This window comes from Cupriavidus sp. H19C3 (assembly GCF_049393815.1).
GTDB lineage: Bacteria > Pseudomonadota > Gammaproteobacteria > Burkholderiales > Burkholderiaceae > Cupriavidus.
This window is the reverse complement of sequence record NZ_CP184985.1, coordinates 2,290,739-2,315,417: the sequence shown is the minus strand read 5'-3', so window position 1 is coordinate 2,315,417 and position 24,679 is coordinate 2,290,739. Positions and strand designations below refer to the sequence as shown.

At 66.1% G+C, this 24,679-nt stretch carries 17 protein-coding genes; 12 read left to right on the top strand and 5 right to left on the bottom strand.

Annotation, left to right across the window (positions count from 1 at the left end):
• Nucleotides 1-10 precede the first annotated feature (10 nt).
• The gene (locus DFLDMN_RS10725) at nucleotides 11-1,222 is read left to right on the top strand and encodes an efflux RND transporter periplasmic adaptor subunit (protein WP_423194951.1); all 1,212 of its coding nucleotides are present in this window, start codon (nucleotides 11-13) and stop codon (nucleotides 1,220-1,222) included.
• A 9-nt stretch (nucleotides 1,223-1,231) separates the two neighbouring features.
• Nucleotides 1,232-4,498: an efflux RND transporter permease subunit gene (locus tag DFLDMN_RS10720; protein ID WP_423194950.1), complete on the top strand. Its 3,267-nt coding sequence runs from the start codon at nucleotides 1,232-1,234 to the stop codon at nucleotides 4,496-4,498.
• Nucleotides 4,499-4,583: 85 nt separating this feature from the next.
• Here the strand turns inward: DFLDMN_RS10720 and DFLDMN_RS10715 are convergent, their stop codons facing one another.
• On the bottom strand, nucleotides 4,584-5,102 hold the full coding sequence (locus tag DFLDMN_RS10715; RefSeq protein ID WP_423194949.1) for a GNAT family N-acetyltransferase: 519 nt from the start codon (nucleotides 5,100-5,102) through the stop codon (nucleotides 4,584-4,586).
• A gap of 195 nt (nucleotides 5,103-5,297) precedes the next feature.
• Between DFLDMN_RS10715 and DFLDMN_RS10710 the strand changes: the two genes are divergently transcribed.
• Nucleotides 5,298-5,786 carry a hypothetical protein gene (locus DFLDMN_RS10710; RefSeq protein ID WP_423194948.1) on the top strand — a complete coding sequence of 163 codons (489 nt, stop codon included), beginning with the start codon at nucleotides 5,298-5,300 and terminating at the stop codon, nucleotides 5,784-5,786.
• 205 nt (nucleotides 5,787-5,991) lie between these two features.
• Nucleotides 5,992-6,735: a DUF2076 domain-containing protein gene (locus DFLDMN_RS10705; RefSeq protein ID WP_423194947.1), complete on the top strand. Its 744-nt coding sequence runs from the start codon at nucleotides 5,992-5,994 to the stop codon at nucleotides 6,733-6,735.
• 183 nt (nucleotides 6,736-6,918) lie between these two features.
• Here the strand turns inward: DFLDMN_RS10705 and DFLDMN_RS10700 are convergent, their stop codons facing one another.
• Nucleotides 6,919-8,118: an MFS transporter gene (locus tag DFLDMN_RS10700; RefSeq protein ID WP_423194946.1), complete on the bottom strand. Its 1,200-nt coding sequence runs from the start codon at nucleotides 8,116-8,118 to the stop codon at nucleotides 6,919-6,921.
• Between the two features lie 325 nt (nucleotides 8,119-8,443).
• On the opposite strand from DFLDMN_RS10700, the gene DFLDMN_RS10695 reads away from it, so the two are divergent.
• Nucleotides 8,444-9,472: a hypothetical protein gene (locus DFLDMN_RS10695; protein ID WP_423194945.1), complete on the top strand. Its 1,029-nt coding sequence runs from the start codon at nucleotides 8,444-8,446 to the stop codon at nucleotides 9,470-9,472.
• A 38-nt stretch (nucleotides 9,473-9,510) separates the two neighbouring features.
• Here DFLDMN_RS10695 and DFLDMN_RS10690 read toward each other — a convergent pair whose 3' ends face one another.
• On the bottom strand, nucleotides 9,511-10,437 hold the full coding sequence (locus tag DFLDMN_RS10690) for a LysR family transcriptional regulator (RefSeq protein ID WP_423194944.1): 927 nt from the start codon (nucleotides 10,435-10,437) through the stop codon (nucleotides 9,511-9,513).
• 91 nt (nucleotides 10,438-10,528) lie between these two features.
• Between DFLDMN_RS10690 and DFLDMN_RS10685 the strand changes: the two genes are divergently transcribed.
• Together DFLDMN_RS10685 and DFLDMN_RS10680 are read left to right on the top strand one after the other, a co-directional pair.
• Nucleotides 10,529-11,605 (top strand): SDR family oxidoreductase, encoded by a 1,077-nt coding sequence (locus DFLDMN_RS10685; RefSeq protein ID WP_423194943.1) that lies wholly within the window; start codon nucleotides 10,529-10,531, stop codon nucleotides 11,603-11,605.
• A 670-nt stretch (nucleotides 11,606-12,275) separates the two neighbouring features.
• Entirely contained in the window at nucleotides 12,276-14,438 is a 2,163-nt protein-coding gene (locus DFLDMN_RS10680; protein WP_423194942.1) for a di-heme oxidoredictase family protein, read from the top strand.
• Nucleotides 14,439-14,675: 237 nt separating this feature from the next.
• Here DFLDMN_RS10680 and DFLDMN_RS10675 read toward each other — a convergent pair whose 3' ends face one another.
• Nucleotides 14,676-16,232 carry a glucan biosynthesis protein G gene (locus DFLDMN_RS10675; protein ID WP_423198379.1) on the bottom strand — a complete coding sequence of 519 codons (1,557 nt, stop codon included), beginning with the start codon at nucleotides 16,230-16,232 and terminating at the stop codon, nucleotides 14,676-14,678.
• Nucleotides 16,233-16,688: 456 nt separating this feature from the next.
• On the opposite strand from DFLDMN_RS10675, the gene bglX reads away from it, so the two are divergent.
• Nucleotides 16,689-19,043, top strand: a complete 2,355-nt coding sequence (bglX, locus tag DFLDMN_RS10670; RefSeq protein WP_423194941.1) for a beta-glucosidase BglX — start codon at nucleotides 16,689-16,691, stop codon at nucleotides 19,041-19,043.
• Between the two features lie 59 nt (nucleotides 19,044-19,102).
• Here bglX and DFLDMN_RS10665 read toward each other — a convergent pair whose 3' ends face one another.
• Nucleotides 19,103-20,020 carry a LysR substrate-binding domain-containing protein gene (locus tag DFLDMN_RS10665; RefSeq protein WP_423194940.1) on the bottom strand — a complete coding sequence of 306 codons (918 nt, stop codon included), beginning with the start codon at nucleotides 20,018-20,020 and terminating at the stop codon, nucleotides 19,103-19,105.
• A gap of 146 nt (nucleotides 20,021-20,166) precedes the next feature.
• Between DFLDMN_RS10665 and DFLDMN_RS10660 the strand changes: the two genes are divergently transcribed.
• From DFLDMN_RS10660 to DFLDMN_RS10645, 4 genes are read left to right on the top strand one after another with little or no spacing between them, the layout of a single operon-like run.
• Nucleotides 20,167-20,565 (top strand): RidA family protein, encoded by a 399-nt coding sequence (locus tag DFLDMN_RS10660; protein WP_423194939.1) that lies wholly within the window; start codon nucleotides 20,167-20,169, stop codon nucleotides 20,563-20,565.
• Complete coding sequence (locus DFLDMN_RS10655) at nucleotides 20,562-21,698, top strand: tRNA-dihydrouridine synthase (RefSeq protein ID WP_423194938.1); 1,137 nt, start codon at nucleotides 20,562-20,564, stop codon at nucleotides 21,696-21,698. Before DFLDMN_RS10660 ends, DFLDMN_RS10655 begins: the two co-directional genes overlap by 4 nt.
• Before the next feature lie 49 nt (nucleotides 21,699-21,747).
• Nucleotides 21,748-22,707: an MBL fold metallo-hydrolase gene (locus tag DFLDMN_RS10650; RefSeq protein ID WP_423194937.1), complete on the top strand. Its 960-nt coding sequence runs from the start codon at nucleotides 21,748-21,750 to the stop codon at nucleotides 22,705-22,707.
• Nucleotides 22,708-22,719: 12 nt separating this feature from the next.
• The gene (locus DFLDMN_RS10645) at nucleotides 22,720-24,672 is read left to right on the top strand and encodes an FAD-dependent monooxygenase (RefSeq protein WP_423194936.1); all 1,953 of its coding nucleotides are present in this window, start codon (nucleotides 22,720-22,722) and stop codon (nucleotides 24,670-24,672) included.
• Nucleotides 24,673-24,679: the final 7 nt, after the last annotated feature.

Sequence of the window (24,679 nt, the reverse complement as noted above, 5' to 3'; positions counted from 1 at the left end):
TCTCCCTGCCATGAAGTTATTTCCATCCGGCGTGTCGCTGCTGTGCGCGAGCGTGACGCTGCTCGCGGGCTGTTCGCATGGAGCGCCCCCGGCACCGCCGCCGCCTTCGGTGGGCGTAGTGACCGTTCAGCCGCAGAGCGTGCCGCTCTCGCGGCAGTTTGTCGGACGTCTGTCGCCGTACTACAGCGCCAACGTGACGGCTCGCGTGTCCGGCGTGCTGACGAAGCGCGTCTATACCGAGGGCAGTGCGGTCCGGCGAGGACAGGTGCTGTTCGATATCGATCCTGCGTTCTACCAGACCCAGCTCGATAGCGCGCTCGCGCAGCTGGCACAGGACCAGGCTACCTATGTCAACGATCGCATCACGGCCGAGCGCAACCGCAAGCTGCTGCCGGTGGGATCGGTCTCGCAGCAGACGGTCGACAATTCCGACGCCGCGGAGCGCAGCGCCGCGGCCAGGGTGCAGGCGGACCAGGCGGCGGTAGCCAGCGCGCGCATCAACCTTGGCTACACACGCGTGACCTCGCCGATCGACGGCATTGCCGGGCAGCAACTGGTGACGGCCGGGGCGATCGTCGGCAATGGCACCAACGACGTCGGCACCGCAGGGACGTTGCTGACCACGGTCCAGCAAATCGACCGTGTCTACGTCAACTTCACCATGAGCGCCGCCGAAATGACGGCGCTGCGGCTGTCCCAGGAAGATGGTGCGGTCGACCTGGCCGGGCAGGAAGCGACCACGGTGCAGGTCGGTCTGCCGAACGGTGCGCCGTACGACCATGCCGGCACGCTCGACTTCTCGGATGTTGCCGTCAATGCCACCACGGGCGCGGTCAATCTGCGCGCACTGGTGGCCAATCCCCGGCACCTGCTGCTGCCCGGCATGTACGTGACGCTGACGGTAGACCTGGGCCAGCAGAACCACGTCTTCCTGGTTCCGCAGCAGGCGCTGCAGCGCGACACGCGCGGCGCATATCTGCTTGCCGTCGGTGCGGACGGCAAGGTGGTGCGCAAGGACGTGGAGGCCACCACGAGCCAGGGAACCGACTGGATCGTCACCAGCGGACTGGCGCCGGGCGACCGGATCGTGGTCGCCGGCTTACAGGCGGCCCGCGAGGGCAGCCCTGTGAATGCCACGCCGTGGCAGCCGCCGCCGGCGGCGCCGGCCCGGCAGGGGACCGCCAGCACGGCCACCGCGCCGGCCGGCATGGCACGCAGCTAGGAGGTCTCGATGCCCGGTTTCTTTATCAATCGACCCGTCTTCGCATGGGTTGTCGCCATCCTGATCTCGCTGTTCGGTGTCATCGCCATGCGCAGCATGGGCATCGACTCCTATCCCGAGATCGCGCCGCCGCAGGTAACGATCACCGCCAACTACCCCGGCGCAAGCGCCGCCACGATGGAATCGACGGTGACGCAGGTGATAGAGCAGCAGCTCACCGGTATCGACAACCTGCTGTACTTCAGTTCGAACTCGAGCGCCAATGGCCAGACCGTCATCACGCTGACGTTCGCCACCGGCACCAATCCGGACATCGCCCAGGTGCAGGTGCAGAACAAGGTCACGCTGGCCGCGCCGCTGCTGCCCACGCAGGTGACGCAACAGGGCGTGGTGGTAGCCAAGGCAAGTCCGGACATCCTGATGTTTATCGCGTTGCGCTCGGACAGTTCATCGGTGGACGCGGCGCGGCTCAGCGATATTCTCGCCTCGCAGATTCAGCCGGTGATCGGGCGCGTCAGTGGGGTGGGCAATACGACGCTGCTCGGCTCGGAATATGCGGCGCGCATCTGGATCGATCCCGACAAGCTGCAGGGCTACGGGCTTTCGACCACCCAGGTGCTGAACGCGATCAACTCGCAGAACGCGCAGTTCGCGGCGGGTTCGCTCGGCGCGGATCCGGCCGTGAAGGGACAGGTCTTTACCGCGACGGTGTCCGGCGATCGCCTGTTCTCGTCGTTGCAGCAGTTTCGCGACATCATTCTGCTGTCGAGAAGCGATGGCACCACGGTGCGGCTGTCCGATGTGGCGCGCGTCAGTTTCGGCGCGCAGACGTACGGCATTGCGCCGGTCTACAACGGCAAGCCCGCCGGGGGGCTTGCGGTCTTCCTGTTGCCGGGCGCGAACGCGCTCTCCGTGGCGAATGCGGTCAAGGCCCAGATGACGTCGCTGGCGCGCGACCTCCCCGCCGGCGTGACCTGGAGCGTGCCTTACGACACCACGCCGTTTATCACCGCATCGATTACCGATGTGGTCCATACCTTGATCGAGGCCATTGCGCTGGTGTTCATCGTGATGCTGGTCTTCCTGCAGAACCTGCGCGCCACCATCATCCCGACACTGGTCATTCCGGTGGCGCTGCTCGGCACGTTTGTCGGGCTGTCGCTGCTGCACTACACGCTGAATCAGCTCACGCTGTTCGGGATGGTGCTGGCGATCGGCATCGTGGTCGACGATGCGATCGTGGTGATAGAGAACGTCGAGCGCATCATGAGCGAGGAGCAGGTCGATCCCAGGGCGGCCACGCACAAGGCCATGCGGCAGATCACCGGTGCCATTGTCGCGATCACCGTGGTGCTGACGGCGGTGTTTGTGCCGTCGGCGCTGCAACCGGGCGCGACGGGCATCATCTATGCACAGTTTGCGCTGACCATTGCGGTGTCGATGATGTTCTCGGCGTTCCTCGCGATGTCGTTCACGCCGTCGCTGTGCGCCGCGATCCTGAGGCCGGTCCACACCGATCACAAGGGGATGCTGTTTCGCTGGTTCGATCGCGGCTTCGGGTGGATGTCGCAGACCTACCTGGGGCACGTGACCCGGGCCGTGCGTCATGCACCGCGCTGGATGATGGGGTTCGTGCTGTTGGTGGTCTTGACCGGCTTCCTGTACACCAGGCTGCCGACCGGATTCGTGCCCGACGAGGACCAGGGCTTTATCCTTGTGCTGGTGAACCTGCCGTCGGGTTCGACGTTGCAGAGCACGAAGCGCGTCATGGGGGAGGTCCGCGACAAGCTGCTGCATAGCCCGATTGGCAAGGATATCGACGCGATGTTCCAGCCGGTGGGGTTCAGCTTTGTCGGCACCAGCGAGAACGTCGGCATGACGTTCATCAAGCTGACCGACTGGAGCAGGCGGTCGCAGAGTGCGATGGCGCTGATTCCGCAGGTCAACCAGATCCTGCATGGCGTGACCGATGCGCAGACCTTTGCCACGGACCTGCCCACGATTCGAGGTCTCAGCCAGTTTGGCGGTATCGACATGTACCTGCAAGCGCGCGCCGGGCAATCGCGCGAGCAGTTGACGGCGGCGGAGCGGACGCTGCTGGAGAATGCGGCAAAGAGCCCCGAGCTCTACGGGATTCGCGCCAACTCGCTGCCGAGTGCCCAGCAGTTGCAGATCGCGGTGGATCGCACGCAGGCGGAATCGATGGGACTGTCGCTGACGGACGTCTATGACACGATCCAGATGGAGCTCGCGCCGTTCTTTGTGAACCAGTTCACGTATGGGGGCAGGGTAAAGCGGGTGTACATCCAGGCGGACGCCCCCTTCCGCATGGGAATCGACGCGTTCCGGCATCTCTTTACGCCTGCTACGCCGGCCGCGGCGAGCGGCGTGGCGACCGGGCAGGCGAGCGCGACGACCCCTGCCACCACGGCAACGGCAGGCAACGCCGGGGGCAGCACCACGGGTCCGGGCGGCACCGCGGCGCCGGTCAATCCATCCGTTGCCAACACCCTGGTCAGCCCGTACAACATGGTGCCGTTGTCGAGTGTGGTGAAAGCCCGGTGGGCCAACGCGCCGACCGTGCAGCCGCGTTACGACGGGTACTCCGCCGTCGAAATCGTCGGCAACCCTGCCCCAGGCTATTCGACCGGTCAAGCCATGCAGGTGCTGCAGAACATCATCGACCAGAAGCTTCCACACGGTTTTGCCGCGGACTGGACCGGGCAGTCGTACCAGGAACTGTTGGCGGGGTCCTCCGCCACCACGCTGATGGCGCTGTCCATCGTGGTCGTGTTCCTGTGCCTGGCCGCGCTCTACGAGAGCTGGTCGATACCGGCGTCGGTATTGCTCGTCGCGCCCATCGGGATGCTCGGCATGCTGGCGTTCTGCCTGTGGCAAAGCGTGCCTAACGACATCTATTTCAAGATCGGACTGGTGACGGTGATCGGTCTCGCCGCCAAGAACGCCATCCTGATCGTCGAGTTCGCGGTGGAAGGACAGGCGCGCGGGCTGAGCCTCTATGACGCCGTGGTCGCCGCGGCACGGCTGCGCCTGCGTCCGATCCTGATGACGTCGATGGCGTTCATCCTTGGCGTGGTCCCGCTGGTGCTGTCTACGGGTGCGGGCGCGGCGTCACGGCACGAGCTCGGCATCGGCGTGATCGGTGGCATGCTCGCGGCAACCGTGCTCGGATTGCTGTTGATTCCCGTCTTCTATGTCACCGTGAGAAGGTTGCTGGGAGACAAGCTTCACGGCGTGAAGCAGGTGCGGTCATAAGCGGATGACCGCGCCCGCATGCCACCGGCTGGCGCCGCTGGCTGGACGACCCCGTACCGAACGGACCGGCACGAGGCTGCCGCGTCTAGCGCGCGTCGGGCGACTGGCGGTCGTCGAGGGTCAGTTGCATGAACGCGAGGTCGAGCCACGCGCCGAACTTGGTGCCGACTTCCTTCATATGGCCGACGTGCTGGAAGCCGAGCTTTTCGTGCAGGCGGATGGAGCCGGCATTACGCGCCTCGATGGCGCCCACCATGACGTGCTTGCCAAGCGCGCGCGCGCGTTCGATCAGGGCGCGCATCAACGCCTCGCCGATGCCCTTGCCGCGCTGGTCGGCGCGCACATAGACCGAATGCTCCACCGTATGGCGATAGCCGTCGAAGGCGCGCCAGTCGCCGAACGAGGCGTAGCCGAGCACCTGGCCGTCTTCCTGCACCGCGACCAGCACCGGATAGCCAAGCCGGAGGCGGTCGGCATGCCAGTTCGTGCGATTGGCGACATCGACCTGCGTGTCGTTCCAGATCGCCGTCGTACTGGCAACCGCATGGTTGTAGATTTCGGTAATTCCCTCGATATCGGCAGCGCCGGCGTCCCGTATGTCCATGGCATGTTCCACGCAAGTCTTTTCAAACGTCCACTATAGTAGACGATGTTCGCGAGATCGGTGTTGCGGCATGGGTTCATTTCTCAGGGATCATTTTGAGAAGCGTCTCATATACAAGGGAACAGGTGGTGCCCAGAATGCATGTTCCGATGACGTAGCGGCTGGCGCGGCGTCGATTCGAAAAAAGGGGCAAACATGGCATTCACTTATCAAGACGATGCAGCGGGCAGGGCGTCCGGTCCGGCCCCGGGGTCGGCCGGACAGTGGCCGCCGGAAGCGATCAAGGCACTGACGAGCCTCGCCGCAACACCGCGGGAGCCGGTGGGCGGCATGCCCTGGAAGATTGCGGCAATCGTGGCGGCGTTTGCATTCGCGTGGTTGATGATGACCGATATCGTCGCGCGGGGCGTTGCCCCGGTCGCGGTGCAGGTGGTGGCGCTCGACAAGCGGACCGAAAAGCTGGAGCAGACCGTTCACGCCATCACCGGTCGACTGGTGATCGTCGAGCATCGACTCGATGCGATGGACAAGCGCCTTGAGGGGACGGACAAGCGGCTTGAGGGCATGGACAAACGACTTGAGAGCATGGACAAGCGTCTTGAGGGCGTGGAAAGGCGTTTCGAAGGCGTGGAAGGCCTCCTGTCCCGCATCGACGGCAAAATCGAGCGCATCGTCCGCAGGTAAGCGGTGGTGGCGGGGTGCCCTGCGCGAGCTTGGCGCGTCATGGCACCTTGCTGCATCGGCGATGGTTACCGAATATTTCGACGACCACCCCTTAAGTCTCGTTTAAGTCTTCGTCCCTAGACTCAATCCGTACACAGCTCAAGCCGTACACAGCTCAAGCCGTACCAACCTCAAGCCGTACGAACGAACGGGACCGGAGATGGCCATGACCCCCCAAGAAACCCAGGCACTGGAACAATTCCTGATCCAACTGACGCAGGCCCGTGCGGCAGGCAAGGATCCGCAGGCGCAGGCGATGATCGCCGACGCCATGGCGCGGCAACCCGACGCGCCATATCTGCTGGTGCAGCGCGCGCTGCTGCTCGATCATGCGCTGGCGTCGGCGCGGGACCAGATCGCGACGCTGCAAGGGCAACTGCAGGCCGCGCAACAGGCTGCGCAAGCGAGCGGTGCGCGCAGCTTTCTCGATGCGGATAACGCGTGGGGCAATGGCGCGAATGGCGCGAATGGCGCGAGTCGAGCGGCGGCGGTTGCCGCGGCGCCCGCGCAGACGGCCATTCCGCCGGCCGTTCCGGCACCCGTGGCGTATCAGAACGTACCGGCACAACCTGCACGCTCCGGCTGGCTGAGCGGGGGTCTCGGTGGCACGCTGGGCAGCATCGCCACCACCGCGGCCGGCGTGGCCGGCGGTGCGTTCCTGTTCCAGGGGCTGGAGAACCTGTTCCATCGCAACAGCGCCAGCAACGTGCTCGGGCAGCCGGATATGGCGGTGCTGGAACAGCCGAACGAAACCGTGGTGAACAACTACTACGGTAGCGACGACCGATCGTCGTTCAATGGCGCAGGTCTGTCATCGGACCTGTCGTCGGATCCGTCGTCAGGCAATGATTTCGTGGACGATGACTTGAGCAGCGACGGGTTCATGGACGATGACTCGTCGCTGGTCTGAAATCGCTAGTCAGAAAGTGCTGGCATGAAAGCGCCGGCATGAAAGCGCCGGCATGAAAGCGCCGGTATCAGTTCGCCAGGCCAAGAGTCGCTCGGCGAGCGTGACGCCCCGGAACGTAGTGATCTCCGGGGTGCGCGCTCCCGCGCCCATGCTGTCCCGCGGGAGAGCGGGCGCGCGGGAGGTTCAGGATGCGACTGCCGCCGCGCGGCGGCTCGAGACCTGGATCAGCACCAGCACCAGTCCGGCCGCCGCAATCACGGCACCGACCACGGGCACCGCGCCGTAACCCAGCCCTGCCGAGATCGCCCCGCCGCCCGCGGCTGCGCCGAGCGCGTTGCCGAGATTGAAGGCGCCGACGTTGACCGACGAGGCCAGCCCGGGCGCTTCCGCCGCGGCCCGCATCACGCGCATCTGCAATGGCGGCACCACGGCAAAGGTGGCCAGACCCCAGACCAGAAGCGCGATGGCCGCGCCGGCGTGGCTCTTCGCCAGTATCGGGAACGCCAGCATGACGGCGATCAGCAGGACCAGAAAGCCGATCAGACTGCCATCGAGCGAACGGTCCGCGAGCTTGCCGCCGGCCGCATTGCCGATGGTGAAGCCGATGCCGATCAGCACCAGCATCGCCGTCACGAACGCCGGTGAGGCACCCGTAATGTCGGCGAGGGTCGGCGCGATATAGGTGTAGAGCGTGAACATCGCGCCGGCGCCCAGCACGGTGGTGGCGAGCGCGCCCAGCACCACGGGCCGCGACAGCACGGCTAGCTCCGCGCGCACGTTCGGACGTTGTCCGGCGGCCCCCTTGGGTAGCGCCGTCCACAGCGCCAGCATGGCGAGCAGACCGAGTCCGGCCGTCGCCGCAAACGACATGCGCCAGCCGATGACATGCCCCAGCCAGGTGGCCGCCGGCACGCCGCCGACGTTGGCGATCGTCAGTCCCATGAACATCGTGGCCACCGCGCTGGCCTGCTTGTCGCGCGGCACCACACTGGCGGCAACCAGCGAACCGAGGCCGAAGAACGCACCATGGTTGAGACTGGTGACCAGTCGCGCTACCAGCAGCATCGTGTAGTCGGTGGCAAATGCCGACATGAGATTGCCGATGGTGAAGATGCTCATCAGCATGATCAACGCGATGCGGCGCGACCAGCGCGACAACGCCAGGGTCATCAGCGGCGCGCCTGCCATCACACCGATCGCATAGGCGCTGATCAACATGCCGGCGGTGGGAATCGACACATGTACGCCCTCGGCGATGGTGGGCAGCAAGCCCATTGGCGAGAACTCGGTGGTGCCAATGCCAAACGCGCCGACGGCGAGGGCAAACAGGGGCAACGCGGCGCTGCCTCCCTTGGCGGAAGAAGCCTGATTGGACGGCGTCATGCCGGATCTCCAGTGGTGCAATGCCGCAATTGTGGCGGGGGGATGGGTCTGGAAAAAGACGGAAAACAGGGAAAGATTGTTGATCTGGTATCAATAGTTAGTGCAATAAAAGAGATTTTTAAGCCTCTTTTGCCGCGCGCTCGCATGGGATTTACACGGCGGGTCATATGTCGCTGAACCGCCCGGACGACGCAAGCGGCCAGAGGTGCCATACGCGCTGATGGGTAGAGCGTTGTGCAGGGAACGCAAATCAGAGTCGTCTCATATACGGGCCACGTGGACGGGTGAACCATAGGTGAAGTGAGGGAACCAAAGAGGATTGGCAATGGACCTGGTGCGGCAGTGGAAGGATGAGGGCATCTATCCGTTTGCGGGAGACGCGAGGAACGTCGTGGAGCTGGCGCATCGGGAGGTCTTCGACCTGTGCGCGGTCCAAGTGCATCGGCATCTCGACGCGTTCCGGCAAGGGTCGTTGCGGGACCGGCAGTTCACGCTGCACATGCTCAAGACCGCGCTGGACGAGAATCCCGAATCGCTGAAGCGGATCCTGTCCGAAGTGCTCGGTTTGCCGGCGGAAAGTCGGGACGCGCTGGGAGAACTGCTGCTGAAGACCAATCTTCCCGCCTTGATCGCGGCCAGCACGCTGGCGACCGATCGTCTCAAGATTCTGGAAGGGCTGCAGGACCTGCTCTTTCAACCGGCGTCAAGGCGATCGGTGCCGGAACGGCCGACCCTGCACCGCATCCTCGAGCGGGAGACGTGGATTTTCGGTGAAGAGTATCTGCTGTCGCATAGCGACGAAAACCTGAACACGGTGCTGCGCAAGCATCTGCCGCTGTTGGGCCGCGATGGGCGGCACCCGGCGCGAACAACGCGGGTCAAACGGGACGATGGCCGCGAAGCTGTACCCGACCTGATTCTCGGCCGCGAGATTCCCGCCTACGCCAGTACCCGCCGTGAGTTCCTCGTGGTCGAGTTGAAGCGGCCCTCGCGCAAGATCGACCTGGCGGCAAAGGCGCAGCTCGAAAGCTATGCATTGACGGTGGTGCACGACGAGCGCTTCGACAAGGCCAACACGCACTGGACCTTCCTGGCGATCTCCAACGCGATCACGCCGCAAGCCGACTACACGCTCGATCAGACCGGGCGGCCGTTTGGCGTCTTTCTCAACAATCGCCAGGTCACGATCGGGCTGGCCACCTGGGCGCAGATTCTTAATGCGGCACGGGTGCGGCTGGAAGCGTATCGTGACAAGCTCGACTACCTGGCGACGCGGGACGAGGGTGTGGCGTTGTTGCATCGCCGGTATGCGCAGTACCTGTCGCCGCCCGGGGCGATGGCAGGGTGTCAGTGAGCAGGGCAAGCGCGCCACCGCATGCCCGTCGCGCGGAGTCAGACTTCCATGCAGCACGCCAGTTGCGCTTCCAGCTCGCGCAATACCACGTCGGTCTTCGGCATCAACTGCCGCGCGCGGTTCCAGACCAGGAACAGCGGCAGGCCCTCGGCGACCTGGTCGACGAGCACCTGCACGAGGGTGCCGGCGGCGAGGGCGTCCGCCACCAGCCAGGTGGCCATCTGGGCGATGCCGCCGCCGGCGACTACCGCGGCGCGCTGGGCTTCCGCGTCGCCGAAAATCATCCGGTGCGACATGACGCGCGGTTCGACCACGCCCTCGCCGGCAGGGAATGTCCACGGGATGACGCTGCCGTCGGCGCGGCCGTAGCCGATGCAATCGTGGCGGTCGAGGTCCGCCGGGCGGCGCGGCGTGCCGGCCTGCGCGAGATAGCCCGGCGCGGCGCAGAAGATCAGCCGCTCGCGCCCGAGCCGCCGATGCGCGATCGAAGCCGACGAGGGATGCCAATGGCCGATGCGCACGGCGATATCGACGCCGTCTTCCGCGATATCCACGAAGCGGTCGGTAAAGGACACTTGCGGGCGCAGATAGGGATACCGCCGCGCCAGGTCCAGCACGATCGGCAGCACGACAAGCCGGCCGAAGGTGGCGGGAAGATCGATGCGCACGCGTCCCGCGGGTTCGGCCTTTTGCGCGGCAAGCACGGCTTCGGCCTCCGATAGCTCCTTCAGGATGCGTACGCATGTGTCATAGAACGCGCGGCCGGCATCCGTCAGCGCAAGCGCGCGGGTCGTGCGATCGAAGAGCCGTACGCCGAGCCGCGCCTCGAGCCGTGCCACGCTCTTGCTGACGGCCGAGCTGGAGAGATGCAACTGGGCTGCCGCCGCGGCAAAGCTGCCCAGGTCGGCGGCACGTACGAAAGGCGCGATGCCTTTCAGGGTTTCCGTGGGCGGCGCTTGATTCATGACATCTTGTCCGGAATGGCCGGAAATCTTAGCACTCGTCGCGATGGTCGGTACGCGCTAGCCTTTCGCATTTCCCTATGCGAGGCATATCGTGCAAAAACGGGCATTGATCGTCGGTGTCAGTGGTGTCATCGGCAACGCGTTGGCGGAGCGCCTGCTGGCGGCGGGCTGGACCGTCCATGGCTTGTCGCGAGGACGCACGCCAGTGGCGGAGGGGTGCCATGCGCTGGTGGCGGACCTCACCTCGCAGGCCGAGGTCCAAGGTGCGCTGAGCGGGCTTCAGGTCGACGCCGTGTTCCTGGCGGCCTGGATGCGCCAGTCCAGCGAACGCGAGAATATTCGCGTCAACGGCGCGCTGGTAAGCCACGTGCTCGATGCGCTGGGGCCGTCGCTGCGGGACCGCCATGTCGCGCTGGTTACCGGCCTCAAGCACTACCTGGGGCCGTTCGAAGCCTACGCCGCGGGCGAAGTCCCGGACACCCCGTTCCGCGAGACGCAGGGACGGCGAGCGGTCGAGAATTTCTATTACGAGCAGGAAGACCGCCTGTTTGACGCGGCGGCACGTTACGGCTTTCACTGGAGCGTGCACCGTCCGCATACGATCATTGGCGATGCGATTGGCAATGCAATGAATATGGGAGTCACGCTTGCCGTATATGCCTCGTTATGCAAACGCAGCGGCGCGCCTTTTATATTTCCGGGCAGCGCCACCCAATGGCACGGATTAACCGATATGACCGATGCCGGCCTGCTGGCGCGACATCTGGAATGGGCCGCCACGCACGAGGCAGCGCGCAATCAGGACTTCAATGTGGTGAATGGCGACGTCTTTCGCTGGAAATGGATGTGGGCGGAGATTGCCGCGTATTTCGGCATTGCGCCGGTGCCGTTCGATGGCGTGGTGCGACCGCTCGAGCCCCGCATGACCGGTCCCGCCGCCTTGTGGCGTGATCAATGGCGCGATCTGGCCACGCACTATGGGTTGCGGGAGGCGGATCTCGACCGGCTGGCGTCGTGGTGGCACACCGATGCCGATCTGGGTCGGCCGATGGAAGTGCTCACCGACATGAGCAAGAGTCGCAAGGCAGGGTTCCTTGCGTACCAGGATTCGCGCGACGCGTTCCTGGCGCTGTTTGACCGCCTGCGCGCGCGCCGCGTCATTCCTTGAGGGCTTGCGCGTTGCACGGAATACGACGGGGTGACGTCAATTGGTGATGTGAACTGCCAATTGATGTCACCCCTCTCGTCATTTTTTGACAATGACCCAGGCCGGCTTTGCGGAAATTGTCGTGCATTGTTATATCCCCCTTCCGTTGGATATACGGATTTATCCGAAATCCATTGTTTCGCACGCACCAGTGCCGCGGCCGGGACGGCGGGCACGATGATTGCGATACAGGACCGTCACACGCATAACCACAACAACTAACAAAAAGGGTCAGGGTATGAAGAAGGTCTCCATTCCAGGCGGAATACCGCTACCGGCCCCGGTCGTCATGACCGTGGCACTCGTTCGCGCACGGCCGGGCACCGGCATGCGGGGCCGACATCGGTAGTCGTCTGCTGCGTCGCCACCGGCAACGTGGAACATACCTGCAAACGGGCGAGATCGGGGTCTTGAAGCCACCCATCATGTAGCGTCGTTCGCATGCTTCCGTTCCACGGCACCTGCCGGTGTCGTGCATTCCATTCGTCAAGCATTGGTCAGGCCCGGCGTATTGCCGGCACGCCTGGGGGATGCCTGTCGACCGATGTTTCGCAGTGCGCCGATTCCGCCCGAGACCGTCTTACCGAGGGGTCCCAGGCATTCGATAACAACATAGAAGGCAAAGACAACCATGCACTATCACGTCCCTGAACGGCGATCGCGGCGCGCGGCATACGCGCTGGCCGCCTCCTTGCTGACAGCGTCGATCGTGGCGGCCTGCGGTGGCGGCGGTAGCGACGGCGGTGCCGCACCGTCGTCCTCGTCCGGCACCAACACGCCGGTACAGCCGGCCGGTGGCTATACACCGCTGTTCGATGCCACCACGCAGGCCATGGAACAGCTTCAGTGGCGCGAGGCTGACGGCACGCTCGTGACGATGGTGGGCATGCGCCCGACCGAGCGTCACGCACGCGAGCGCGGCGAAGCCTGGGATGCGCCGGACGCCGGTCCGGGCCGTTACCTGACGTTCCCGACCTTCTACTTCCAGAACCGCACCTTCGGCCTGGAAATCCGCGACGAAGTGCCCGCCGGCCGGCAGAAGATCTCGTTCTACCTGCACGTCAACCAGGGCATCTTCGACGGCACCACGTTCAGCCTGTTTCGCAACATCCAGAATCCGGAAGTGCGCGACTACGGCTGGTCGCTCAACTACGGCTTCAACAATCCGACGCAGGGCGGCCTGCCCATCTGTATCGAGGGCCAGCCGAAGGAAAACTGCATGATGACGGTCGACTCGAACTGGCGCACGGATCCGCACAGCCAGCTGAAGATCGGCGACAAGATCGAGCTGGCCCCGGCCCCACGCCTGAAGCGCGATCCGGTGGTGGATGGCGGGGGCAGCCGCTACTACTCGTTCGAGCAGCTGTATGTGGTGGGCCAGGGCATGAAGCCGTGGTACGGCATCGTGCCGAACCTCGACTCGGAGCCGCTGCCGCCCGAGACGCTGCTCGGCGGCGAGGCGAGCCTTTCGTACAACTACTCGGAAGAGCCGATGCGCGTGTTCCAGCAGATGTCGAACAATATCGGCATCGCCAATACGCAGCGCTTTGTCGAGGGCCGTCGCCTGTTCCATACCTCGATGCTGACCGGCAAGCACTCCGAGCATGACGCGGACAACCCCGTGTTCACCGCGCATATCGGCCAGCTCGGTCCGCGCTACAACCGCGAGCGCTGCATCGAGTGCCACACCAACAACGGCCGCAGCGTGACGCCCGGCATCGGCGTCAAGCTCGACACCATGTCGTTCCTGACGGCCGCCGCGGATGGCAAGCCCGACCCGAACTACGGCCTCAACGTCCAGCAGCATGCACAGGATCCGAATGCACCCGCCTACGACGTCACCATCCAGTCGTACGACACCACGGTCCGCACGCTTCCGGACGGCGAGAAGGTGGAACTGGTCAAGCCGGTCTACGCGTTCAAGGGACCGGCTCCTGTTCAATACTCCGCGCGCCAGGCGGCGCAAGTGATCGGCATGGGTCTGCTGGAGGCGCTGGACGAGAAGACCATCCTCGCCAATGCGGATCCCGACGATGCCAATGGCGACGGCGTGCGCGGCATTCCGAACTGGGTGACCAATCCGGAGACGGGCGCCACCCACCTGGGGCGCTTCGGCTGGAAGGCATCGAAGGCCAGCATCCGCCAGCAGGCCGGCGATGCGCTGATCAAGGACATGGGGGTGACCTCGCCGGTGTTCCCGACGCGCGGCTGCCAGCGCGGCGCGGCGGATTGCCGCCAGGCCGCGGCGGCGACCTCGATCTCCGAAACGGAAATCGAGCGCCTGACGAGCTATCTGTCGCTGATCGCAGTGCCGGCCCAGCGCAGCCTGCGCAGCGGCTTCCCCGACGGCGTGCGGGTCTCGCCCGAGCACGATGTGAACCCGGACCTGATTGCCCGCGGCGGCAGGCTGTTTGCCGATACCAAATGCGTGGCGTGCCATACCGCCACCATGAAGACCGGCAACAACCACCCGTTCGTGGAACTGCGCAACCAGACCATCCATCCGTACACGGACCTGCTGCTGCACGACATGGGCCCGGGCCTGGCGGATACGCTCAGCGAAGGGCGCGCGTCGCCGAACATGTGGCGTACCGCGCCGCTGTGGGGCATCGGCTCGCTGCGCTTCGTCCAGGGTAACGACCAGAGCGTGCGCCTGCTGCACGATGGGCGCGCCCGCAATATGGTGGAGGCGATCCTGTGGCACGGCGGCGAGGCCAACGATGCGCGGGCGCGCTTCGAGGCGCTGCCGAAGTCCGACCGGGACGCGATCGTGGCTTTCCTGCAGTCGCTGTAAGCATCCGTCGGGAGACGTACGCCGCGGATGCGCGCACCAGACGTGCGCCGGCGGCAGACGTTTCAGGGTCTCCCCAAGAGGCGGCGCAACTTTCCGGCGCCGCATTCCCCAGGCCGTGCCCGTCGGGCACGGCCTTTTTCTTGCGCCGCCTGCCCGGGGGCGCCGCGGGCATTGCTCATGCCCGCCTTATGCCTGCCCCATGCCCGCCCGATACCCCCGGCATGCACGCGGCAAGGATTACGGCTTCGCGATGGTGCCAGCCTGCTGCGCCGAATCCGGCGGCAACTGGTAGCTCCACGTTTCGCTCAGCGGCCGGTTGTCGGCCGAGGTCAGCGCACCGCGCAGCTCCACTACCTTCTTGGGATCCTTGACCTTGATGCGCAGCATCAGCCGCTGACCCTTGGTGACGGGATTGGGCTGCAGCGAACGTTCGATCAGTTCGGCGTTATCGCTGACGCTGACCTGGGAATTGACCTGCGCCGAGGGCGGCAGGCTGGCCAGGGAGGGCCCTTCGAAGTCCACCAGCAGGCCCACGCTGCCATCGAGATGGCGGATCAGGTTGGCCTGCGTGATCTCGCCCGCCGAGCGCAGGGTCTGCTTGACCCAGGCGACCTCGCGCGGCATCAGCGCGCGCTCGTCCATGGTCCAGTGCATGGTGTAGTCCGCCACCAGCGGCGTGCCCCTGGGCGGCAAGGTGTCGGGCGTCCAGTAGGCGACGATGTTGTCGTTGGTCTCGTCCGGTGTGGGGATCTCCACCAGCTCGACCTTGCCTTGGCCCCAGTCGCCGTCGGGCACGATCCACGCGCTCGGGCGCAGGTCGTAGCGATCCTTGAGGTCTTCGTAGCCGGAGAAGTCGCGGCCGCGCTGGAGCAGGCCGAAGCCGCGCGGATTGTTCACCGTGAACTGGCTGATGGCGAGATGGCGCGGGTTGTTGAGCGGACGCCAGAGCCATTCCCCGTCGCCGGTATGGATCGAAAGGCCATTGGAGTCGTGCAGGGCCGGCCGGAAGTTGTACGGGTCGCGCTGCTGATTGGGGCCGAACAGGAACATGCTCGTCAGCGGCGCCACGCCAAGCTTGGTCACCCTGTCGCGCATGAATACGCGCGCCTGCACCTTGAGCGTGGCATCGGCACCGGGGACGAGCTCGAACCGATAGGCGCCGGTGGCGCGTTTGGAGTCGAGCAGCGCGTAGAACACCAGCTGCTTGTCCTGCGCATTGGGCCGCACGATCCAGAACTCGCGGAAGGCCGGAAATTCCTCGGCGATCGGCAGGCCCGTATCGATGGCCAGGCCGCGGCTGGAGAGGCCATAGACCTGGCCCTTGCCGATCACGCGGAAATAGCTCGCGCCGAGCACGCTCATGACTTCATCGAGCTTGTCCGGACGGTTGACGGGATACATGATGCGGAAGCCCGCATAGCCGAGCTTGCTGGTGGCGGTGCGGTCGAGCTTGAGATCGCCGAAATCGAAGCGCGAGGCGTCGTAGCGAATTTCCTGCACCGCGTTGCCGACGATTTCGTTGATGCGGACCGGCGCACTGAACTGCATGCCCTGATGGTAGAAGCCCAGCCGGTAGGGAGTACCGAGGTTCTTCCATTCGAGGTTATCGATGCGCGGCTGGATCTTGATGTAGTCCGCGAACTGCATCTGCGCAAAGGCGGGCGGCAGATTGCTCGCCGGTGCGGCATAGGGTTTGTCGGCCAGGCGTCTGGCCTGGGCCGTCACGTCGTCGAGCGAGAACGCCAAAGCGTGGCTGACTTGCAGCAGCGCGGTGGCCACGGCCAGCGCGGGCAAGGCGGTGCGGGATCGGGTTCGTAACGTCGCGGCAATGGCGGCAAGCAAGGGTTCCTCCCATGAGAGACGGTTTGGACATGACTCTGGCGCGGGCCAGGACCGCTCGGGTCATGTCGAAACGGTCTCGAAGTCGTAAAAAATGTTGCGGCAGCGGCGCCGCGGCAAAAGAACGTAGTGTATCGGCGGTAAACTGCCGATGCAGTGCAGAAAACGCAACGTGGCAGGCAAGGCGTGTCCAGCGGGGCACCTCGCGGGCGCACCGAAACATTCGGTTGCACACCTGCTGTACACCTGCTGCACACCTGCTGCATGCCCCAGGCACACCCGCGGGCCCGCCCGCGGTCTGCCCGGGCTGCACGCCTGCACCTGGAGCACAACCCGACCGAATCCCATCGGACCCCATCGCGGTGCCTGCCCGCCCCGCCCAATGAGACACAAAAACGAATGAGACTGCGGATGAGACTGCTTCCCTCGCTGGCCCTCGCGGCCAGCCTGCTTTGCGCACCGGCGCTGGTCGGCCGGGCGGCGGCTGCCTCGGCCCCGACTCCGGCTGTCATGCCGGCTGCCGCACCGGCGCCGGCTTCGTCCACGGCCGCAACAAAGGACGCCTTTATCGACGATCTCATCGGCCGCATGACGCTGGAAGAGAAGATCGGCCAGTTGCGCCTGATCAGCATCGGTGCGGACATGCCGCAGCCGCAACTGCTCAAGGAACTCCAGGCAGGGCGCGTGGGCGGCACCTTCAATTCGGTCACGCCGGCCGATAATCGCCCGCTGCAGCAGGCGGCCGTCCGCAGCCGTCTCGGCGTTCCGATCTTTTTCGCCTACGACGTGGTGCACGGCCATCGCACCGTGTTTCCGATCAGCCTGGGGCTGGCCTCCACCTGGGACATGGACGCGGTGGAGCGCGCCGCCCGTGTCTCCGCCATCGAGGCCAGTGCCGACGGCCTCGACATGACCTTTGCACCGATGGTCGATATCTCGCGCGACCCGCGCTGGGGGCGCACCTCGGAAGGCTTTGGCGAAGATCCGTTCCTGGTCTCGCAATGCGCGCGGGCGACGGTGCGGGGCTTCCAGGGGACTTCGCCGGCCAATCGGGACAGCCTGATGGCGGTGGTCAAGCATTTCGCGTTGTATGGCGCAGTGGAAGGGGGGCGCGACTACAACACCGTAGACATGAGCCCAATGCGAATGTTCCAGGACTACCTGCCGCCGTATCGCGCCGCCATCGATGCCGGCGCCGGTGGGGTCATGATCGCGCTCAACTCCATCAACGGCGTGCCGGCCACGTCGAATCGCTGGCTGTTGCGCGACCTGCTGCGCAAGCAGTGGGGCTTCAAGGGCCTCACCGTGAGCGACCACGGCGCCATCGACGAGCTCATGCGACATGGCGTGGCACGGGACGGCCGCGAGGCGGCAAAGCTGGCCATCGAGGCGGGCGCCGACATGAGCATGCATGACGCGCTCTATCTGGAACAGCTGCCCGGGCTGGTCAAGTCCGGGGCGGTGCCGGTGAGCGTGGTCGACGACGCGGTGCGCGAGGTATTGGGCGCCAAGTACGACCTTGGCCTGTTCGCGGACCCATATCGCCGCATCGGCCACGGCGAGCAGGATCCGCCCGACGTCGACGCGGACAGCCGCCTGCACCGCGGCGATGCGCGCGATATCGCGCGCCGCTCGCTGGTGCTGCTGGAGAACCGCAACCAGACGCTGCCGCTGAAGAAGGGCGGCACCATTGCGGTGATCGGACCGCTGGCCGATGCGCCCATCGACATCATGGGCAGCTGGTCGGCGGCGGGCAAGGCGAAGCATTCGGTCACGCTGCTGCAGGGCATGCGCGAAGCGCTGGGCGACCGCGGTCGCGTGCTGCATGCGCGTGGCGCCAACCTGACCGACGATCCGCGCGTGGTCGAGTACCTCAACTTCCTCAACTGGGATACGCCCGAGCTCGTGCAGGACAAACGGTCGAGCGGCGACATGATCGAGGAGGCGGTCAAGGCCGCGCGCGCGGCCGACGTGGTGGTGGTGGCCGTGGGCGAATCGCGCGGCATGTCGCACGAGGCGTCGAGCCGCACGAGCCTGGCGCTGCCGGGCGAGCAGGAAACCCTGCTCAAGGCGCTCAAGACCACCGGCAAGCCGCTCGTGGTGGTGCTGATGAATGGCCGCCCGCTCACCGTGAACTGGGCCAAGGACAATGCCGACGCCATGCTGGAGACCTGGTATGCGGGTACCGAGGGCGGTCATGCGATCGCGGACGTGCTGTTCGGCGACTACAACCCGTCGGGCCGCCTGCCGATCTCGTTTCCGCGCTCGCTGGGGCAGATTCCGACCTACTACAACCAGCTGCGTATCGGCCGCCCGTTCACGCCGGGCAAGGCGCCCAACTACACCTCGCAGTACTTCGAGGAGCCGCTGGAGCCGTTGTATCCGTTTGGCTACGGGCTCAGCTATACCGACTTCTCGGTCTCGGATATCACGCTCTCGGGCCAGGCGCTGCAGCGCGGCGGCAACGGCCATCTCGACGCCAGCGTGACGGTGCGTAATACCGGCAAGCGCGATGGCGAAGTGGTGCTCCAGCTCTATCTGCAGGACGTCAGCGCTTCGGTGGTGCGGCCGGTGAAGGAGCTCAAGGACTTCCGCAAGATCGCGCTCAAGGCCGGCGAGTCGCGCGTGGTGTCGTTCCCGATCGACGAGGACAAGCTGAAGTTCTTCAATGCGCAGCTCGAATACGTGGCCGAGCCCGGCGACTTCAACGTGCAGATCGGGCTGGATGCGGCGAACGTGCGGCAGAAAACCTTCGTCCTGCGGTAAGAGCCTTCGTCCCGCCGCAAGGCCGCCGCGCCCTTTTCTCGCGGCGGGGGCCGACGGTCTTATCCCGCCTCCTGCGGCGCCGGCGGCGGGCGCTCCCCAAACTCCTTCATGACCCAGTCGCGCAGCAACCGCGTGGCGGGACGGTCCGCGCCGCGCCTGCTGTAGACCAGGTCGTAGCGGAACGTCTCCAGCGTCAACGGGAACGGCTGCACCAGCACGCCGGCCGCAAGCTCGTCCACGACCAGCGTCAGGCTCAGCAGCCCGATACCCTGGCCGGCCACGGTGGCGTTCACCGCATGGATTTCCTCGGTGAAGGTCAGGCCCGCATCCACATCGACCCCGCCGATGCCCGCCGCGGCGATCCAGTCGCGCCACACCGGCGCGCGCGGATTGTCGCGTGCCTGCGGGCCCCATTCAAAGTGCACCAGCGTGGCATGGCGCAGATCGGACGGCTGCGTAATGCCCAGGCGCGGGCTGCATACCGGCGCAAAGTGGTCGCTGAACAGCGGCTCGACCACATGACCCGGATAGTGGCCCATGCCATGGCGGATCGATACATCGGCGTCGCGGTCGAGATCGATCACCGTATTGGTGGCGTCGAGCCGCAGGGTCCAGTCCGGATGGGCCGCGCGGAACGAGCCGACGCGCGAGGCCAGCCGCTTGGCGGTGAACGCCACCGTGGAGGTCAGCGTGGCCACCTGCAGCGCGCGGGTCGCCCGCACCAGGTCGATGGCCTGCTCGAAGCCGTCGAGCCCGTCGCGGATGGCCGGGAACAGCGTCCTGCCGCCCGCCGTCAGCCGCACCTGACGGGTTTGCCGTTCGAACAGCCGCACCTCGAGCCACTCCTCCAACTGGCGGATCTGGTGGCTGATGGCGGTGGGCGTGACATTGAGCTCGTCCGCGGCGAGCTTGAAGCTGTTGCGGCGCGCGGCGGCTTCAAACGCGCGTAGCGCGCTCAGCGGCGGCAATTTGCGCATGGCGCCCCCATGATGAAGAAAAACTCATCCATACCGTGAGATTTGACCATTTGTCGTGACACGGGACTGGCTCCGATACTGCATTCCAACGGCAGGCAATACCCGCCGAAGCTGAATGAATCTCAACAATATATCGGAGTTTCACCATGCATATCTCGCAGGTTCACACCCAACCCGATCCGTACGCGCCATACCTGCTCTCGCAGGCCATGCGCGCGGGGGACTTCCTCTTCGTGTCCGGCCAGGCCGGCGTGGGCGACGACGGCACCATCGAGGGCCCGGACGATTTCGACCGCCAGGCCGACCGCGCCTTCCGCAATCTCGAACGCGCGCTCAAGGCCGGCGGCTCCGGGCTCGACCGCGTGGTCAAGGTCACCATCTTCCTGACCTCGATGGCGCACTTCGACAAGATCGTCGCGTTGCGCCGCCGGTGGTTCTCGGCGCCTTATCCCGCCGACACCATCGTCGAAGTGGCCGCGTTGTACACGCCCGCGGCGATGATCGAGATCGAAGCCATTGCCGTCGTGACGGGAGCCGCATCATGAGCCAGCCGACCCAACCTTCGCTGTTCGATGCCCTGGCCCTGCGCGGCCTGCATCTGCCCAACCGCCTCGTGGTCGCGCCGATGACGCGCATGAGCGCCACCGCCGAGGGCGTGCCCACCGAGACCATGCAGCGCTACTACGCCGGCTATGCCCGTGGCGGGTTTGGCCTGATCGTGACCGAGGGCATCTATGTGGACCGCGCCTGGTCGCAGGGTTACGCCCATCAGCCGGGACTGACCGATGTCGCGCAGGCAGCCGCATGGCGCAAGATTACCGACGCCGTGCACGCTGCCGGCGGCCGTATCGCCGCGCAGCTGATGCATGCGGGAGCGCTCGCGCAGGGCAACCGGTTCCGCATGGATACGGTAGGACCTTCGGCGGTGGCGCCGCGCGGCAAGCAGATGGAGGTGTATGCGGGCAAGGGTCTGTATCCCACGCCGCGTGCCATGGACGCGGACGAAATCGCGCGGGCCATCGAGGGCTTTGCCCATGCGGCGCGCCTGGCCCGCGATGTGGCCGGCTTCGACGCCGTGGAGATTCATGGCGCCAATGGCTACCTGATCGACCAGTTCCTGACCGACTATACGAACCAGCGGCAGGATGGCTGGGGCGGCGACCTCACGCGCCGCCTGCGTCTGGCGGAAGACGTCGTGGCGGCGGTGCGCGCGGCGGTCGGGCCCGATTTTCCGGTCGGCATCCGCATCTCGCAGGGCAAGGTCAACGACTTCACGCACAAGTGGCCGGAAGGCGTGGCTGGCGCTCATACGGTCTTTGCGCGGCTGGCCGCGACCGCGGTCGATTACGTCCATGTGACTGAATACGAGGCGTGGAAGCCGGCGTTCGCGGAGGATCCGCGCAGTCTGGTCCAACTGGCGCGGGAAGCCGCGCCGGGCTTGCCGATCCTCGCCAACGGCAACCTGGCCGACCCGGCACGTGCCGTCGAGGTGCTGGAGCAGGGCGCCGATGCGATCACGCTGGGACGCGGTGCGCTGGCCAATCCCGACTGGCCGCGCCGCGTGCGCGACGGCCATGCGCCGCGCGCATTCGAGCCGGCGGTGCTGTCGCCGCTGGGCGATATCAAGCCGGCCGAGCTGGCCTTGCGGGAAGGGATTCCGCTGATGGACGGCGCCTGATACGCGGGGCTACCATGCCTCTCCCATACCGGCGTGACGAGGGGGAGACATGGCAAAGGCATTTGCATCGCAAGCGGACCTGGAAGCCAAGCAGATCACGTTCACCCAGTTGTCGGAGAACGCCTGGGCCTACACCGCCGAGGGCGATCCGAACTCCGGCGTGGTGGTGGGCGACGATAGTGTCCTGATCGTCGATACCACTGCCACGCCGGCCATGGCGCAGGACCTGATCGCGCGTATCCGCACCATCACGGACAAGCCCATCAAGTACGTCGTCCTGTCGCACTATCACGCGGTGCGTGTGCTGGGCGCTTCGGCCTACTTCGCCGAAGGTGCCCAGCAGATCATCGCCAGCCGCGGCACCTACGAGATGATCGTCGAGCGCGGCGAGGCCGACATGAAGTCGGAGATCGAGCGTTTTCCGCGCCTGTTCTCGGGCGTGGAAACGGTGCCGGGCCTGACCTGGCCGACGCTGGTATTCGAGCGCGAGATCACGCTGTTCCTCGGCCGGCTGGAGGTACGCATCGTGCATCCCGGCGCGGGTCATACCCGGGGCGATACCGTGGTCTGGCTGCCGCAGCAGAAGGTGCTCTTCTCGGGCGACCTCGTCGAGTACGAGGCCGCCTGCTATTGCGGCGATGCCCAGCTGGCGCAATGGCCGGCCACGCTCGATGCGCTGGCCGCGCTGGGCGCGGAGAAGCTGGTTCCCGGCCGCGGCCCGGCGCTGACCACGCGCGAGGAGGTCGCCAGCGGGCTCGCCTATACCAGGGAATTCGTGACCACGCTGTTCCAGGCCGGCCGGGAAGCCGTGGCCGGCGGCATGGACCTGAAGGCGGCGATGGCCCATACGCGACGGGCCATGGATCCCAGGTTCGGCCAGGTGTTCATCTACGAGCATTGCCTGCCGTTCGACGTGTCGCGCGCGTTCGACGAAGCGTCGGGCCTGTCCCATCCGCGCGTCTGGACCGCGCAGCGCGACCAGGAGATGTGGGCCGCGCTGCAGGCCTGAGGGAGGTCCCCGGTGGCCGCGCCCGACTATCAGCGCCTGCGCTTCGACTACGTGCCCGGCGCCGAGCAGCGTTCCGGGCATGCGGGCGCGCCGCATCCGGTGGTCGTGGTGGGGGCCGGTCCGGTCGGGCTTGCCACGGCCATCGACCTCGCGCTGCATGGCGTGCCGGTGACGGTAGTCGATGACGATCATGCGCTGGCCACGGGCTCGCGCGCGATCTGCTTTGCCAAGCGCACGCTCGATATCTTCGACCGGCTCGGCTGCGGCGACGCCATGGTGGAGAAGGGTGTGCGCTGGCACGTGGGGCGGGTCTACCTGCGCGACCAGCAGGTCTACGCCTTCGACCTGTTGCCCGAGGACGGGCATCGGCGGCCGGCCTTTATCAATCTGCAGCAATACTACGTGGAAGGGTTCCTGCTGGAGCGGGCTCGCTCGCTGCCGGGCATCGAGCTGCGTTGGGGCCATCGCGTCACAGCGGTCGAGGCGGTCGAAGCGGTCGAGCGGGGCGGCCAGGGCGCGGACAGTCACGTGGCGCTCACGGTGGCCACGCCCGACGGCCCGTACGTGCTGCGGGCGCGTTACGTGGTGGCGGCCGATGGGTCGCGCAGCACGGTGCGTTCGGCCATGGGCCTGGAGACGCGTGGCCAGACCTTTCGCGATCGCTTCCTGATCGCGGACGTGCGCATGGAAGCCGATTTTCCGCCCGAGCGCTGGTTCTGGTTCGATCCGCCGTTTCATCCGCGCCAGTCGGTATTGCTGCATCGCCAGCCCGACCAGGTCTGGCGTATCGACTTCCAGCTCGGCTGGGATGCCGACCCGGCGCTGGAGAAAACGCCGGAGCGCGTGTTGCCGCGTGTGCGTGCGCTGCTCGGCCCCGATGCGAAGTTCCAGCTCGACTGGGTCAGCGTCTACACGTTTGCCTGCCATCGCATGGACAGCTTCCGCCATGGTCGCGTGCTGTTCGCCGGCGACGCCGCGCATGGCGTGTCGCCGTTCGGTGCGCGCGGTGCCAACAGCGGCATCCAGGACGCCGAGAACCTCGCGTGGAAGCTGGCACTCGTGCTGCAGGGGCGCGCGCCCGAGCGGCTGCTGGACAGCTATGCGAGCGAACGCGAGCGCGCGGCGGACGAGAATATCCGCCACTCGACGCGCTCGACCGATTTCATCACACCCAAGAGCACGGTCAGCCGGCTCTTTCGCGATGCGGTGCTGGCGCTGGCACGCGAGCACCCGTTCGCGCGCCAGCTGGTCAACAGCGGCCGCCTGTCGTTGCCCACCGTGCTGGCCGATTCCCCGCTCAACACGGCCGACGAGGAGGCCTTCGACTGCGCCATGGTGCCCGGTGCGCCCTGCGTGGATGCGCCGCTGGCCGACGCGCGCGGCTGGCTGCTGAGCCAGCTCGGCGGCGAGTTCGTGCTGCTGGTATTTGGCGTGGGTCGGGAGGCCGACGTGCTGCGTGGGATTGAAGAACACATCGGCGGCGAGCACCTCGGCGAGCACATCGGCGAGCGCCTGGGGGGATGGGGTGGCTCGGCGCGTGGGTGTGCGCATCGTCGCGGTCGAAGCGGAGCCCGGTGGGGCGCACGCGGTGGCGTTTCGCCGCTACGATGCCCGGCCCGGCACGTGTTATCTCATCCGGCCCGACCAGCATGTCTGCGCGCGCTGGCGCCGGGTCGATGCGGGCCGCATCGCGGCCGCGCTGGCCCGTGCGACGGGTATGAACGTTGCACAGGACGCCATCGCTGGCGAGGCCCAACTCCGGGAGTCCGCGACATGCCACTCATTACCGAGCCCAACCTGAGCCGTCCCGACGATTTCTATGAAGCATTGATCGAAACCCACCGCGGCCTCGACGATGCGAGTAGCCAGGCCCTCAATGCCCGGCTGATCCTGCTGCTCGCCAACCATATCGGCGAGCACGACACCCTGCTCACCGCGCTGCGGCTTGCGCGCGAAGCCGCCTAGGAGAATC

Coding starts and splice junctions, on each gene's coding strand:
- DFLDMN_RS10725 (WP_423194951.1), top strand. CDS start 11: ATGAAGTTATTTCCATCCGGCGTGTCGCTGCTGTGCGCGAGCGTGACG.
- DFLDMN_RS10720 (WP_423194950.1), top strand. CDS start 1,232: ATGCCCGGTTTCTTTATCAATCGACCCGTCTTCGCATGGGTTGTCGCC.
- DFLDMN_RS10715 (WP_423194949.1), bottom strand. CDS start 5,102: ATGGACATACGGGACGCCGGCGCTGCCGATATCGAGGGAATTACCGAA.
- DFLDMN_RS10710 (WP_423194948.1), top strand. CDS start 5,298: ATGGCATTCACTTATCAAGACGATGCAGCGGGCAGGGCGTCCGGTCCG.
- DFLDMN_RS10705 (WP_423194947.1), top strand. CDS start 5,992: ATGACCCCCCAAGAAACCCAGGCACTGGAACAATTCCTGATCCAACTG.
- DFLDMN_RS10700 (WP_423194946.1), bottom strand. CDS start 8,118: ATGACGCCGTCCAATCAGGCTTCTTCCGCCAAGGGAGGCAGCGCCGCG.
- DFLDMN_RS10695 (WP_423194945.1), top strand. CDS start 8,444: ATGGACCTGGTGCGGCAGTGGAAGGATGAGGGCATCTATCCGTTTGCG.
- DFLDMN_RS10690 (WP_423194944.1), bottom strand. CDS start 10,437: ATGAATCAAGCGCCGCCCACGGAAACCCTGAAAGGCATCGCGCCTTTC.
- DFLDMN_RS10680 (WP_423194942.1), top strand. CDS start 12,276: ATGCACTATCACGTCCCTGAACGGCGATCGCGGCGCGCGGCATACGCG.
- bglX (WP_423194941.1), top strand. CDS start 16,689: ATGAGACTGCTTCCCTCGCTGGCCCTCGCGGCCAGCCTGCTTTGCGCA.
- DFLDMN_RS10665 (WP_423194940.1), bottom strand. CDS start 20,020: ATGCGCAAATTGCCGCCGCTGAGCGCGCTACGCGCGTTTGAAGCCGCC.
- DFLDMN_RS10660 (WP_423194939.1), top strand. CDS start 20,167: ATGCATATCTCGCAGGTTCACACCCAACCCGATCCGTACGCGCCATAC.
- DFLDMN_RS10655 (WP_423194938.1), top strand. CDS start 20,562: ATGAGCCAGCCGACCCAACCTTCGCTGTTCGATGCCCTGGCCCTGCGC.
- DFLDMN_RS10650 (WP_423194937.1), top strand. CDS start 21,748: ATGGCAAAGGCATTTGCATCGCAAGCGGACCTGGAAGCCAAGCAGATC.